Here is a 15,120-nt window from a genome sequence, read left to right as displayed (position 1 = left end):
CAGCAAAAAGCTTAGGAGACTTAAATGTTACTCAATCCAAAGAATTATGATCGTCCCCATATTGATGAACGCTATCGTGAGCTGGTGGAGAAAACCATCGAATATTTCGAGACCAAGGGGCTGAATAAGATCAAGGAAGATGATCAGTCCCAGGTCTGGTATGAAGATTTTCTGGAATTTATCAAGCATAAGAAGGTATTCGCTACCCTGCTAACTCCAGAAGCGTACGGCAAAGGTGAAACCCGCTGGGATATGTACCGTATTAGTGAATATAATGAAATTCTGGCATTTTACGGACTTTGCTACTGGTATGCCTGGCAGGTCACTATTCTTGGTCTTGGCCCGATCTGGATGGGTAAAAATGAGGAGCAGAAGCAGCTGACGGCAAAGCTTCTGCAAGAAGGTGGGGTGTTTGCTTTCGGCTTGTCCGAGAAGACCCATGGGGCGGACCTCTACTCTTCAGAGATGACCCTCACTCCGCAGGAGGATGGTACCTATCTGGCCAACGGTTCCAAATATTATATAGGCAACGGCAACTGTGCGGCCCTGGTCTCCACCTTTGCCAAGATGGCCGATACCGGTGAGTATGTGTTCTTCACCGTGAACCCAGAGCACCCTGCATATGAATGTGTTAAAAAGATCGACACCTCCGGTGTTCGCCAGGCCTATGTGGCTGAATATGCCCTGCACGATTACCCGATCACCGAGGCAGATATTCTCTCTGTCGGTGAACATGCCTGGAACTCCTCGCTCAATACCATTAATGTCGGCAAGTTTGAACTGGGCTGTGCTTCCATAGGCATTGCCACCCACTCATTTTACGAGGCGCTCAACCATGCGGCCGCACGAAACTTGTATGGTCGTTATGTGACGGACTTTCCCCATGTGCGTAAGATCTTTGTAGAGAGTTACGCCCGCCTCTGTGCCATGAAGCTGGTGGCCTATCGCTCTGCCGACTATCTGCGTGTGGCCAGTGACGAAGACCGCCGCTATCTGCTCTTTAACCCCATCGTCAAAATGAAGGTGACCGGCCAGGGGGAAAAGGTGGTGGCGCTCCTGCATGAGGTGATTGCAGCCAAGGGCTTTGAGCAGGATACCTATTTCGAGATGGCCATTCGTGATATCGGTATGTTGCCCAAGCTGGAAGGAACCGAGCATGTCAATATGGCGCTCATCATTAAGTTCGTGAAAAACTATTTCTTCGAGCCGGTAGAGTATCCGGAGGTCGGGAAACAGTGTGAGGCCAAAGATGACAGCTACCTGTTCAACCAGAAGACCGGCAAGCTGGCCTCTGTGCGCTTTGCCGATTACCGCCGTGCTTACAAAGGTTTTGAAACGGCAAACATCCTGTTGTTCAGATCACAGATGGAGCTGTTCAGAAAGCTGCTTATTTCCGCACCACCATCGAAAGAGCAGGCAGCTAATATCGATTATATGCTGAGTGCCGGTGAGCTTTTCACCCTGGCAGTCTATGCCCAGCTTGTTCTTGAAAACAGTAAGATCAATGGCGTGGACAGCGACCTTCTGGAGCAGATCTTCACCTTCCTGGTGCAGGATTTCTCCCGGGCAGCCCTGCAGATGATCGTCAGCTTTGACAACAGTCCTGAGCAGGAAGAGATGTATCGGGAAATGCTGAAGAAGCCGGTAAACGACAGCGACAGTTTTGACAGGGTCTGGCAGAACCAGGTCTATCCCTTGCGGGATACATATGTTATGAATGACTAGATAATTAAGCTGATAGAGTAGTCAATATATATACTTTGCATTTTCAGGGGTTGAGATGGGTCATCATATTAATGGTAAAGATTCGATAGTTCCGCTGATCGATCGATTGAACAGGTATCCGATCGGTTTGCCCGATAATGAAAAACTGCGGCAGATTCTGGCCATTCTCTTTTCTGAAGATGAAGCCTATGTCGGTTCGAGGTTTCCCTTGCAGGAATCGACCATGAAGGAGTTGATACGCGCCACCGGCTGGCAGGAAGAGAAGCTGACGCCGGTACTTGATTCCATGGCCGACAAGGGTCTGATAATGGATTTCAAGTATGGCCGTCGTGTCTACTACCTGCTCTTGCCCGGCCTGATCGGTTTTTTCGAGCTGACCTTTATGAAGCGTAGGCAGGATCTGCCGGTGGAGGAACTCGCGCAGCTGATGCACGATTACCTCTTTGAAGATCCCGATGATTCCATGGGCAATGAATTCTTCAACAGCCCGACTCCGCTGACCCGTTCGCTTACCTATGAAGAACATATTCCGGTGCACTCCGAGGTGACAACCTATGAAAGTGCCCGCGATATAATAAAAAAGGCGGGCTATGGTGCGGTGGGCATGTGCTATTGCCGCCACAAGAAGGAGCATCTCAACAAGAGTTGCGATAAAAATGCTCCGGTGGAAGAGATCTGCATATCACTTGGACATGGGGCAAAGTTCATGGTTCGCCGTGGCTTTGCTGAAGAGAGAAGTGTCGATGAACTGCTGGCAGTTCTGGATCGTGCCCGGGAATTGAACCTCACTCATATCACTGACAATATCCGCAATAAGCCGTCATTTATCTGCAACTGTTGTTCATGCTGCTGTGAACTGCTGGGCGGTGTACTGCGTGGTTTTCCAAACGGTGTGGCCAAGGCGAATTTTACCCTGGAGATTGAGGCTGAGAGTTGTAAAGGATGTGGGTTATGCGCCAAAGCCTGTAATGTTGAAGCGCTTGTCCGTGTGGAAAATCCGGCTGGTGGCAAACCGAAGTTCAAGATGACAGTTGATCCGGAGCGTTGCCTTGGCTGCGGTGCCTGTGTATCCGCCTGTAAAACAGACTCCCTGTCAATGGTTCGCGTTGAACGTCCCGAGACTCCGGAGAAGAAAAAGGATCTCTTTAAACAGATCTTAAAAGAGAAGAAGCGTCTTACTCCATTTGTGATCGAAGGGGTAAAAACAACGGTGATGAGGAAGATTGGTCTCAGTTAGTCCTATATCGTAGTTTCAAGTCATATTGCACTCCCAAAGCCCCTTGGATCCCGCCTGAATTTTGAATATCCTTGGGGCTTTTTTTCGCTTTATTCCAGTTCTGCTCCTCTTTTCTGTGCCAAAGTTATGTACTGCTGGAGGAGGTTGGTGTGCAAAAACTGAAATCACGCCTACCTCCTGCCGTTGTAGACATTACTTGTTGTACCGCTCTTCTTCCCGATAATAGTCATTAAAGCCGATCACATCCTTAACGTGCTCGAAATCACGGAGTCCTTGCGGATGGGCCCCTTCCAGCAACCCGGCGAGCGCATTCTCCATGGCGGTGATATTGGCCTGCAGCAGGGTGAGCGGATAAGCGGCAATGGAAAAACCCAGCTTGTGCAACTCTGCCGGCGAGAGCACCGGGGTGAGGCCATGCTCGATCAGGTTAGCCATCTTGACACCAGGAACAGATTCACAGAATTGCTGCATTTCTTCCATTGATCTCGGTGCTTCCAGAAAGAGGATATCTGCACCCAGATCGTGAAACGCCTTCATTCTGGTCAGTGCCTCCTGCATGCCAAGTACGCCACGGGCGTCGGTCCTGGCCATAATCAGGATATCCGCACCTTCCTCACGTGCATCAACAGCGGCCCGGATTCTCAGCACCGCTTCATCGAAATCGACCACCTGCTTGCCTTTGGTGTGGCCGCAACGCTTGGGGGACACCTGATCCTCTATCATGATGCATGATGCACCGGCGGCGCCATATTCACGCACGGTGCGTTTGATATTCATCGGGTTGCCGTAGCCGGTGTCACCATCAGCCAGTACCGGAATTGAGACACCGCTGGTGATGGTACGCAGCTGGTCGACCATCTCCCCAAAAGAGATTAAGCCGGTGTCCGGCATGGCCAGCCGGTTAGCAGAGACGGCAAAGCCGCTCATGAAGGTGATGGGAAAACCGGCACGCTCAATGATGCGTGCAGAGAGTGCGTCGTGGCAGCAGGGCATGGTCAGCATCTCCCCGCCCGCCAGCAGTTCTCGTAATTTTTGAGTTCTTGGGTTCATAACAATCACAGTTTAAACGGTATATAGAGAACGATATCCGGAAAGAGATAGATCAGGATAACAGAAGTGAACATGATAATGATAAATGGCCAGACGCCTCTGATTACCTCTGACAGTTTTGATTGGGCCACTGCCTGTATCACAAAGAGGTTCATACCGACAGGCGGAGTGATAAGAGCACATTCTATCATTACCACAAAGAGAATGGCAAACCATACCGGATCGATCATTAAGGCGCCGAGGGCCGGGTGAAGAACAGGAACCATGATGAGCAGCATGGACATCGATTCAAGGAAAAAGCCCATGACCAGGAGTACACAACAGACCATGACCACGAACATCAGCGGCTCTGAAAAGGTGCTGGTAATGGCCATGGAGAGTTCCTGCGGGATTCGATACAGGGTAATGGCTTTACCGAACAGCTTGGCACCGGCGATAATCAGAAAAATGGTGACGGTGGTAATCATTGAGCTGTAAATCGCTTCTTTAAACTTCTGCCAGTCGAGTCTTCGCATCAGGCCGACGATGAGAAGCGAAAGCGCAAGGCCTACACCTGCAGATTCGGTTGGGGTAAAGATGCCGAGGTAGATGCCGCCAATAACCACAGTTGCCAGGAGTATGGTGGGCAGTGCCCTGATGCTGGCACGCTTTCTCTCCTGCCAGTCGGCTTTGTCGCATGGGATGTAATTTTTATCGAAGCGTGAATAGATCATGCAATACAGCATGAAGAAGAAGGTCAGCATCAAACCGGGACCGACACCAGCCAAAAACAGATCGACAATGGACTCTTCGGCAATGACACCGTAGAGGATAAGCGGAATGGAGGGTGGAATGAGTATGCCGAGCGTTCCGCCAGCTGCCAGCAGGCCGAGAACAAAGGGCTTGTTATAGCCACGCTTGGTCATCTCCGGAATAGCCACGGTGGCGATGGTTGCGGCGGTGGCGACAGAAGACCCGGAGATTGCTGAAAACATAGCACAACTTATAATAGTGGCAACACCAAGGCCCCCAGGCCAGTGGCCTACCCAGGACTGAACTGCATTGAAGAGGTCTTTACCAACCCCGCCTTTAAGCAGAATATTCGACATCAGCAAAAAGAGCGGCACGGCCAGAAGCACAAAGTTATCAGTGGTGCTGTAGAGCGACTGGGGCACCATGATGATGTTGATATCCTTGAGCCAGAGCAGGAAAAGGCCGAGTCCACCAAGGGCAAAAGCTACCGGAACCCGAATGAGCAGAAGTGCCAGCAGGGCAATTAATATTAAGGCTGTAGTCATTTCGGTAAAAAGCTCAGTGGTGGTTATTGGTATTGGGCTGCGAATATGCGAAAATGGTTCGGTAAAGTTCGGCCAGACACTGCAATAACAGGAGACCAAATCCGATTGGAATGGCGATCTCAGTCATCCAGCTAGGTACTGCCATCATGGTGGAGGTAGCTCGACCGATCTTAACTGAAGCGATGACAATCTTGATGCCGTAGATGCAAGCCACCGATGAAAAAATCGCGATTATCACAAGGGACAGCGATTCGAAGAACTGCTGGGCACGATGCGGCATTTTGCTGACGACCACGTCGATTGCAATCAGCTTACGCTGGTGCAGGATGTATGCTGCTGCAAGGTAGGTGGCCCAGATCTGCAGAAAACGCGATATTTCCTCACTCCAGATGGTAGGTGAGAAGAACAGGTAGCGGGCGATTACTTCATAGACGATTATGCCGCCTATGACGAAAAACATCCACGCTGCGAGTTTGGCAAAGAAGGTAGTTGTGGTGTCAATCAGTTTAAGCATGGAATTATAGAGAGCGGGGACCGGGCAGGTCCCCGCTACGTAATGGGATTACATCGATTTTGCTGCTTCAACAAGTTGCTTGCCAAGATCACCCGCATTCTGGATGTACTCTTCAACTACCGGCTGGGCAAGTTCACGCCAGGCGACCATTTCCTCTTCTGTGAGGTGAACAACGTTCATCTTGTCATCGACAAAGTCAAAAGCTTCAGCTTCAAGGCCGCTCATCTGACTGCGCAGTTCTTCTTCAACTCTCTTGGCGGCGGCGGTGATGATCTCCTGCTGTTCGCCGGTAAGGCCTTGCCATACCTGGTCGTTGATCAATACCACCCACTCGATGTCAACCATGGATGGTGGCGCGGTGAGGGTATTCATTACCTGGTAGAGTTTACGCTTCTGCACTGCGGTTACACCGGTGGTGCCGACATCGACGGTGCCGCGCTGGTAGGCGATAAACTGCTCGGAACCGGAGATTGAAGTTGCCGCACCTCCGGCTGCCTCGATCATGGCACCAAGGGTTTTACTGAATACGCGAACCTTTTTACCTTTAAGGTCGTCAGGTGAGCGAAGCGGGGTGTCTTTGCTCAGGAAAACGGCATCACCATATGCCTGCCACCAGAGAACGCGAGCTCCGGTTTTGAGTATTTCATCATCAAGAGGTTGGCGAATTGGGCTGCCTGGAGCGACTGCTTTACGTACAGCTTCTTCATTTTTGAAGAGGAATGGCACATAAAAAAGATCAACAGCCGGGATGGTGCCTGCAAAGCGTGTGAGAGAAGCTACACCCATTTCGATAGCGCCGGAAGATACCGCTGCCGGGACTTCTGTATCTTTATAGAGTTGGGCAGAGGGGTAAACCTCGACATTGAGTTCACCGTTGGTCTTTTCCATCACTTCATCTGCAAAAGACTGGATATTGAGACCAAGATGATGGGATGCCGGAAGTTGCAGGGTGATTCTGATAGTTTTCTTGGCGTGGGCGGTTGTAGTAAAGATAACTAAGGCTGCAATTGCCAGGAACAGGCCTATTCTTGAGCTACGCATGACTTCTCCTTGTCTGAAAGTGGGAAACTGCTGACTATTGTTCGTAAAGAGTCGTGAAATATCATTTTTGATTAAGCAAAGTCAAGAAAAATGGCTAATCAAGTTCAATTGGTTGGGCCATAGAGGCAGCCTGAACGATTAAATCTTACCGTAACCTGATGATAATTATTCGTAAATACAGAAGATATAGTTGTTAAAGAAGGTGAGCCACGGTGTGAAAGTGTTTGCTTGTGTTGACCGGCCGGATGCAGAGCCAACCTTTTGCTGAGCAGGGGAAAAGTGTCGGAAAAAGAGCCGAAAAGGAAAACGCCCGGCGTTCAACCTGGAAGATGAATGGCAGAAGGGGGGAATCGGTGTTCAGGAGGGAACGATCCGGTCAATCAGGATAAAAAACCGACTGGAATTCTGTGGTTTCTGGTCGAAAAAGAAACGTGTTAAAATACAATATCTCTTATTTTACAGGATAAATTAAATGGGGAAGAGGATGCGGAATCATCATCGCTGAATTAATCGTTAATACGTTTGACACCCCAACCTTTAGTGCCATCAACATAGGCCAATTCATTCGTCATAGTTTTTTGATCAACGAATTCCTGAATATTACCTAAGGTGGTTGTAGCAATATTGCCCAATGCATCTTCAGTGAAATACGCCTGGTGGGAGGTGACCAGCACATTTGGGAACATAATCAGCCTGGAAAGTACATCGTCACCAATACCTTTTAAGGAAAAATCTTCATAGAAATATTCGTTTTCTTCTTCGTAAACATCCAAGGCTGCGCCACCGACTTTACCGGTTTTTAAGGCATCAATAAGATCTAAAGTGTTAATGAGTTTGCCTCGACCGGTGTTGACGATAATTACGTCATCTCTCATTATATTCAGCGTCTCGCGGTTAATCAGGTAATGATTGTCTCTTGTTAACGGACAGTGCAGGGAAATAATATCACTGTTTTTGAAAACGTCTTCCTGAGACATATATTCGAAACCGACTTTTTGGGCGTAGTCATGATCCGGGTACAGGTCATAGGCAATAACTTTACATTTGAATCCCATGAGGATTTCTATGAAAACCCGGGCGATTCGGCCGGTTCCGATGAGACCAACTGTCTTGTTACAAAGATCGTAGCCCAGCAGACCCTGGAGGGCAAAGTTAAGATCGCGTGTACGGTTGTATGCCTTGTGAATCTTCCTGATCAAGGTGAGAATCATCAGGATGGTGAACTCCGCTACGGAATTAGGTGAATATGCAGGCACATGTACTACCTGGAGTTTACCCTGTGCCGCCTCGAAATTGACGTTGTTATATCCTGCACATCTCAAGGCGATAAGTTTAACGCCGAAAGAATACAGTTGGTTGACAACTAATTCTGAAGCATCGTCCGCCACGAAAATACAAACTACGTCAAAACCTTTTGCCAGGACAGCACTTTGCTCTGTGAGACGTTCCTGAAAAAAACGTAATTCAAAGTTGAAATTTTTATTGTGAATTTTAAAGATTCTTTCGTCGTATCCTTTGGAATCAAAAAAAGCAATTTTCATGATGCACCTGATTTAAATCAAATATTACTGAAATTTAGCCTTTTATTTGGATATATTTCACTGTGTTAAAGTCTAATGCACAAGCTGGGTAAGTCAACGTTGTCTCTATGTTTGCATTACGACCAATAAAAGGTGTGTTGTTATATAATTATGTTGTGTTTTGAGCAGGAGTCGCAGGAAAAAATAGAGAGGAGAGAGTAGAGGGGATGGTGTGTCATGTTGCCGTGGCAGAATCGTCTCATGCCGACTCGACATGCTTCTTGACGGTTCTTCGGTCCAGCCTGGTTATGCGGGCTACTGCTTCGTAGGTTCCGTGCTGGCTGTAGAGCCGGGCGCAATATTTGGCCAGTAATTGTTGAGCACTGTAGCCCTCTTCGGCAAGACTGGCGAGATTGTGCTGCAGGGTGGCCTGGTGGGCTGATTTTTGCTGCCAGCTATAGCTCTTGTTGAGTAGCATGCGTCTGGCGCATTGTTCGAGTTCGCGGATGTTGCCCGGCCAGTGATAGTCAGCTGGTAAACTGTCCCTGATTGAACCATGCAGCTGTTCGGTAAGCTCCTCAGAGACACCGCCGATTATGCGTTTTACTACAACGGTAAGCAGTTCCTTCAACTCTTCAGGGTTCTGCATGATTCTGAGTCGAAGGGGCGGGATTTCAATGACATCAGAGCAAAGGCGATAGTAGAAATCGTCCCTGAAGTCACCGCTTTGCCGCAACTTTCTGAGATCCTTGTTGGTAGCTGCGATAATCCTGCCCTGGAACAGTTCTGTATTCCGGCTGCCGACTGGGGTAAATGTTCTGGATTGCAAAACCTGCAGGAGTTTCACCTGTACCGGCACGGTAACATCGCCGATCTCGTCTAAGAAGATCGCTCCACACGGGCTGCACCTGGAGAATACTCCATGATGGGACTCTATTGCCCCGGTAAAGGAACCTTTTTTATGGCCGAACAATTCCGATTCAATGAGCTGTTCAGGAAATTGGGAAAGATTTATCGAGGTAAAGGCTTTGGCGAAACTTTCACTGAACGTTGCTGTTTTGGCATTGAAAGGAATAAAGTTGGAGCGACCGATAGCAGTGGCTGAAACGCCTTTGCCTGTGCCGGTCTCTCCAAGGAGCATGGTCGAGAAATCTTCCATGCGATTCCAGAGATAACGATGGTATACCTTTATATCCCCGGTAAAGATGTTACTCCATAACGCGCTGCGAAGTTGCCGCACGCACTCACTGGAGCCGGTTATGGAGCGAATGAAAAAATAGGCCCGGCGCATTTGAAAGGCGAGTTCAAGAAACCTCCCGGCATCCGCATCATTGAAGCCGAACTGACTGAGCATACCGAGAAAACCGTCGGCAAATTTGACCGGGCAGCATTCATCTCCCTGCTTGATCTGGTCCTGAATGTGGGCGTCGATGTCCTCACAGAAGAGGTGAAAAGTGTAGAAGAGCTTGCCGTAACGCAACAGTTCTTTTTGCTCTGAGTCCAGCTGGTGCTGTTGGTACTCGACTTCCTGGATTGTGTTTCCTACTTTTTCTACAAGGCTTTTCAGAATTACCGGTAATGGGGAACCGCTGGTCATGCCGGTTGCCTGCAGGTCGTGTTCAAGCCTTGCCGAACCAAAGGGGTTTGCGAAAATTGCTTCCCTGACTGATGTGAAAAAATCCAGCTCACTGCCCAGCATAACGTTGTCTCCTGTCCATTAAATGTGCATCAACTATACAAAAAATGAACATTGCTTGCCAAGTGAACAACACTGTATATCAAGTGCGCCAAATGAATCCTGCGAAAAGACAGGGGTAAGTGATAAATATATGATATTGGTATGGTTCCTGCTACCTGGGTTAGCAAATGAGGTTTTTTTGAGAATTCAGGGAGAAAAATTATGACATTTCAAGACGGGGTAAGGACAGAGCAAATGATCTGTTTCAGGATGACACTGCTGGCTACGGCGCTGCTGTTCAGCTTTGCCGGAACAGGTTCAGCCGGGGTCACAGAGCAGAATGAGGTAGTGATTCTTCTGCATGGTCTTGGCAGAACTGATAGATCAATGGCAAAGATGGCCGATAATCTCCAAAAGGCTGGCTATGCGGTGGAAAACATAGGGTACCCATCCACTCGATTGTCTATTGGCCAGATCAGCGACCAATACCTGGTGCCGACTGTGCAACGGGCCTCAAAGAAATATGAAAAAATCCATATCGTCAGCCACTCCATGGGTGGCATTGTCATCCGTCAGTATCTCGCTGATAACGGTCCGGACAAGATCCGCAGGGTGGTAATGCTCGCTCCCCCCAATCATGGCAGTGAGGTTATCGATAACCTAAGAAAAATTGGCCTGATGAAGTCCGTGCTTGGGCCGGGTGCCGATCAACTCTCAACTGCTGCTGATTCACTGCCGAATACCTTGCCGCCTCTCAATTGTGAAGACTGCCAGGTGGGCATTATTGCCGGAACGCGTTCGTATAACCCCCTTTTTTCGTACTGGGTTAAGGGCAAAGATGACGGCAAAGTCTCGGTACAGTCTACCACCCTTGAAGGTATGTCGGACCATCTGGTGGTGAAGGCAAATCATTCATTTATCATGCGAAACAAAAATGTTATCGAGCAGACTATCTATTTTCTGAGCGCTGGTCGGTTCAGGACAGATTGAGCTGGAATTATCATCAGATCCAGATCGTGTCAGCCAAGGTGAACACGTTGGATATTTGATGCAAACCGGCATTTGACTGAAAAAGCTTGAGACACAGAGTTTTGTGAAATTGATTCGATGTTCATGGGAACTGCAGGTTAAAGGAGAACATAATGAGACCAGCTAACAGACAGAAATCACTGCCGGCAATGGCTGCTACGTATTGTCTGGGAGTTTTTAACGATAATTACTTCAAACAGGCTGCAATGCTCCTGGCCGTGGCGGCGGGTGCCAACCAGTTGCAGGGGTGGGCCGCCATTCTCTTTGCTTTGCCCTTCATCCTCTTTTCAGCACACGGGGGCTGGTGCGCTGACAGATTTGCGAAAAAGCGTGTGGTCGTCATGGCCAAGGGGCTTGAAGTGTTGGCGATGATGGTCGGTGCTGTAGGACTGATTACCGGCAGTTGGGCCTGCATTCTTATGATGGTTTTTGTGATGGGGCTTCAATCCACCTTTTTCAGCCCATCTCTGAACGGCTCTATCCCGGAGTTGTATCCTGCGGAGTCGGTTCCGCGCATCAACGCAATTATTAAGTTGGCAACCACCGTGGCCATTCTGGCGGGCATCGCTATCGCCGGCATCTCCCTTGATCAGAACTGGATGGATACCGATGCAGCCCCCTTCGGTGTACTCCTGGTGGCGGTGACGTCGGTTCTGGTGGCGGTGACGGGTCTTGTGGCCAGCTTCGGAATTCACAAGTATAAAGGGGCGACAGAGAATTCAGAGGTACCGTTTCCCTGGTTCGGGCCATACCGCTCGGTCAAAGATCTCATCGATATTTGTCGTGATCGACAGCTGCTGGTGGCTGTAGCTGGTGATGCCTGGTTCTATTTCATCGCCTCCATCGCGGTCCTGGTTATTAATGCAGTTGGAATCCAGCAATTCGGTTTTTCCCAAACCATGACCAGTCTGCTTTCCGTATCCCTGATGCTCGGTGTCTGTGCAGGTTCCTTTCTGGCAGCCCGTCTGACCCGTGTTGATAATTGGTCAGCCTATCTGGTTCCGGCAGTTTTGGGCATGGCAATCGGTTTGATTATGGCCGGCATGACTTCCAGTGTGCCGGAGAGTGCCCGTTTCTGGTGGCTGATGTTTGCACTCGGATTCGCAGGTATTGCCGGTGGATTGTTCCTTATCCCGATTACCAGTTTCCTGCAAATTCGACCGGCAGATTCAGACAAGGGCAGGGTACTCGCCGCTGCCGGTTTCACCGCTTTTGTGGCCATTCTGCTCTCTGGCATGCTCTATAATATTTTTGAGTCACTTCTTGCTCCCACCGCTTTCATGCTGGCACTTGGTGTGCTGAGTGTGCTGATGGTCTTTGTCTTCCAGCGGCTGGTGGCAAGCACCGGCAGCACTCCTCGCAGCTTTGTAGGAACCGTACTTCGCACTATGCTGTGTCTGCGCTACAAGATCACTGTGCAGGGACGTGAGGAACTTGTAAAAGCTGCAGAGCATGGTGGAGACCGCCCTCAACCTGGTACGATATTTTTGCCGAATCATCCGGCACTGATCGATCCGGTAATTGTGATGTCCATCCTGCATGACAGGTTTGCACCGCGACCTCTGTCCGATGAAGCGCAGCTTAGAAAGCCACTGACAAAACATGCCATGCGCTTTATAGACCCGATCGCTCTTCCTGATATAAAAACCAATGGGCGAGGCAGCAGGGAAGCTGTTCACCAGGCAATAAATGAGGTGGTCGCCTCCCTTAAACGTGGCGAGAATGTACTTTTTTATCCGGCAGGTCGTTTAAACCGAGGACCGCTGGAAGATCTGGGCGCAAATTCGGGTCTTGAGCTTATCCTGCGTAATGTGCCTGGTGTACAAGTGGTTCTGGTACGAACAACAGGTCTCTGGGGGAGCAGTTTCAGCCGGGCTTCAGGCAAATCACCAGCACTTGTTAAGCATTTGAAGCGTTATCTGACAGCGCTCCTGGCCAATGGACTCTTTTTCGGGCCGAAACGAGAGGTTCGTGTCGAGTTCAGACGGGATGACCTGGTGCAGGAGCTCGGTGAGAGAAACAGCATCAACAGGTATCTGGAGGAATTCTACAACGAAACTCCCCAGGCTAATATCAGTGTACCCTATTTCTGGTGGCAGGGAACAAAGCAGGTAGAGCTGCCCGAAGAAATAAAAAATACTGCCGAACAGGATCTTGCCGCAGTGCCAGTCTCATTGCAGCAACAGGTCAAGGCAAAAGTTGCCGAGCTTGCCGGTGTCGAAATAGACGCGCTCGGCACCAATCCGCGACTGGCCAACGACCTGGGCCTGGACAGCCTCACCATTATGGAGCTAGCCACCTGGCTGGAGAGGGAGTTTGGTACCAGGATTGATGATCTGGCAGTGTTGGACAGTGTTGAAGACTGTATTATGGCTGCGGCCGGTCAGCTATATCACTCTGAAGCGGTACAGCATGAACCGCCGCCGAAGAAGTGGTTTAAAGAGGATGCAGAGATTCTCAAGGTGAGCGGTGCGCAGACTCTCACAGGGGCATTTCTGGATAAGGCGCTGGCAAATCCGGGAAAAGTAATTCTGGCTGATCGTATTGCCGGAGTAAAAACCTACCGGGATATCCTTACAGCTGTCTTTATCCTGCAGCCTGTTTTAAAAGAGCTCAAAGGGCAACGGGTCGGCGTAATGTTGCCCGCCTCGGTCTCAAGCTCAATCGTTTACCTGGCCTTGCTATTTGCCGGTAAGACGCCGGTTATGTTCAACTGGACCTCTGGCCGGGTAAATATGCAACATGGGATAGAGGAGACTGGTGTCAACTATATCCTGTCAGCCACTCCGCTCTGTTCCCGCCTGGAAGAGCAGGGGCTTGATCTCGCCACGTTACCGGTAAAGTGGTTGCAGCTTGATCAGGTGCTGCCAAATCTTGGTAAAAAGGCAAAACTGCTTGGGGTTGCCAAATCGTACCTGTTGCCGCTATTTGCCGGAAAATTGCGAAGAGCAGAGGTGGGAGAGAACGCCGCCATCCTTTTCACAAGTGGTTCAGAGTCGAGGCCCAAATCCGTACCTTTGAGCCACGAGAATATTCTCACCAACCTGCGAGACCTGTCCGGTGTGCTTGAGCTTACCGGCGAACACAAATTACTGGGCATGCTGCCTCCATTTCACTCGCTCGGCCTGGTGGGTAATATTGTGCTGCCGCTGACCATGGGAATCCGCACAGTCTATCATGCCAACCCGACTGAACCGGTGATTATGGCGGATATCATCGACCAGTATAAAGTTTCCCTGGCCCTTTCAACTCCGACCTTCTTAAACGGAATTCTCCAGGCGGGTGAACCAGCCCAGCTGGAAAGTCTGCGACTGGCGTTTACCGGTGCGGAGAAATGCCCTGAACATGTGCGACGGAATTTATATGAAATGGTGCCTGAGGCGGAACTCTGCGAGGGGTATGGTATTACCGAATGCTCTCCTCTGGTGAGTTTGAACCTGCCGGGAGAGTCGCAGGCAGGGACTATAGGCCGGGTGCTACCTTCGGTGGAATTTGCCGTTGTCGACGAGGCTCAGACCAGAGAAGTGGAACCTGGAGAACGTGGGCAGTTATTGGTCAAAGGGCCATCCATCTTCAATGGCTATTTGAATAATGATAACCTGAAGGGGTTTTGTGAGTTTGATAATTCAATCTGGTATCAGACCGGTGATTTTGTGTCGGTGAATGAAGATGGTCACCTGGTCTTCAAGGGGCGCAAAAAACGCTTTGTGAAGCTGGCCGGTGAGATGATATCCCTGCCTGCAATTGAAACGACACTCTTTGAGATGATTACGGCAATAGATGAGCTTGATGGTCTACTTGAGAATTCAGGCCCGAGACTTGCTGTAGAAGCAACTACAGGTGATGGCCATCCTGAGATAGTACTGTTTACCACGGTTGGTTTAAAACGCCAGAAGGTGAATGCGTATCTCAAGCAGCAAGGGTTTTCTGCACTGCATAATATCCGGCGCCTGATTGAAGTTGATGAAATCCCGGTACTGGGAACAGGAAAAACCGATTATACCAGACTACGTAGTTCACTCGCTTGATTGGTCGCATATTCAACTCCT

10 protein-coding genes are annotated in these 15,120 nt (G+C 49.6%); 4 read left to right on the top strand and 6 right to left on the bottom strand.

Features of this window, described 5'->3' with window-relative positions; genetic code table 11:
- Positions 1 to 24 precede the first annotated feature (24 nt).
- Both ACN5NT_RS16190 and ACN5NT_RS16185 read left to right on the top strand, forming a co-directional pair.
- Positions 25 to 1,725 (top strand): acyl-CoA dehydrogenase, encoded by a 1,701-nt coding sequence (locus tag ACN5NT_RS16190; protein WP_136798874.1) that lies wholly within the window; start codon positions 25 to 27, stop codon positions 1,723 to 1,725.
- 55 nt (positions 1,726 to 1,780) lie between these two features.
- Positions 1,781 to 2,962, top strand: a complete 1,182-nt coding sequence (locus tag ACN5NT_RS16185) for a 4Fe-4S binding protein (RefSeq protein ID WP_136798873.1) — start codon at positions 1,781 to 1,783, stop codon at positions 2,960 to 2,962.
- 192 nt (positions 2,963 to 3,154) lie between these two features.
- Here ACN5NT_RS16185 and ACN5NT_RS16180 read toward each other — a convergent pair whose 3' ends face one another.
- The 6 genes from ACN5NT_RS16180 to ACN5NT_RS16155 form a co-directional block, all read right to left on the bottom strand.
- Positions 3,155 to 4,012: an isocitrate lyase/PEP mutase family protein gene (locus ACN5NT_RS16180; RefSeq protein ID WP_136798871.1), complete on the bottom strand. Its 858-nt coding sequence runs from the start codon at positions 4,010 to 4,012 to the stop codon at positions 3,155 to 3,157.
- 5 nt (positions 4,013 to 4,017) lie between these two features.
- Complete coding sequence (locus ACN5NT_RS16175; protein ID WP_419176117.1) at positions 4,018 to 5,289, bottom strand: TRAP transporter large permease; 1,272 nt, start codon at positions 5,287 to 5,289, stop codon at positions 4,018 to 4,020.
- Between the two features lie 13 nt (positions 5,290 to 5,302).
- The gene (locus tag ACN5NT_RS16170; RefSeq protein ID WP_136798869.1) at positions 5,303 to 5,803 is read right to left on the bottom strand and encodes a TRAP transporter small permease; all 501 of its coding nucleotides are present in this window, start codon (positions 5,801 to 5,803) and stop codon (positions 5,303 to 5,305) included.
- 48 nt (positions 5,804 to 5,851) lie between these two features.
- The gene (dctP, locus tag ACN5NT_RS16165) at positions 5,852 to 6,844 is read right to left on the bottom strand and encodes a TRAP transporter substrate-binding protein DctP (RefSeq protein WP_419176116.1); all 993 of its coding nucleotides are present in this window, start codon (positions 6,842 to 6,844) and stop codon (positions 5,852 to 5,854) included.
- 506 nt (positions 6,845 to 7,350) lie between these two features.
- Positions 7,351 to 8,385 carry a 2-hydroxyacid dehydrogenase gene (locus tag ACN5NT_RS16160; protein WP_419176115.1) on the bottom strand — a complete coding sequence of 345 codons (1,035 nt, stop codon included), beginning with the start codon at positions 8,383 to 8,385 and terminating at the stop codon, positions 7,351 to 7,353.
- Between the two features lie 238 nt (positions 8,386 to 8,623).
- Positions 8,624 to 10,063, bottom strand: coding sequence for a sigma 54-interacting transcriptional regulator (locus ACN5NT_RS16155; protein WP_419176114.1), 1,440 nt, complete (start codon positions 10,061 to 10,063; stop codon positions 8,624 to 8,626).
- A gap of 201 nt (positions 10,064 to 10,264) precedes the next feature.
- On the opposite strand from ACN5NT_RS16155, the gene ACN5NT_RS16150 reads away from it, so the two are divergent.
- Positions 10,265 to 11,032, top strand: a complete 768-nt coding sequence (locus ACN5NT_RS16150) for a lipase family alpha/beta hydrolase (RefSeq protein WP_419176113.1) — start codon at positions 10,265 to 10,267, stop codon at positions 11,030 to 11,032.
- Between the two features lie 152 nt (positions 11,033 to 11,184).
- On the top strand, positions 11,185 to 15,099 hold the full coding sequence (locus ACN5NT_RS16145; protein ID WP_419176112.1) for an MFS transporter: 3,915 nt from the start codon (positions 11,185 to 11,187) through the stop codon (positions 15,097 to 15,099).
- Positions 15,100 to 15,120 lie beyond the last annotated feature (21 nt).

Origin of the sequence: Desulfosediminicola sp., from assembly GCF_048381775.1 — a bacterium.
GTDB lineage: Bacteria > Desulfobacterota > Desulfobulbia > Desulfobulbales > Desulfocapsaceae > Desulfopila > Desulfopila ganghwensis.
This window is presented reverse-complemented; position numbering and strand designations above follow the sequence as displayed.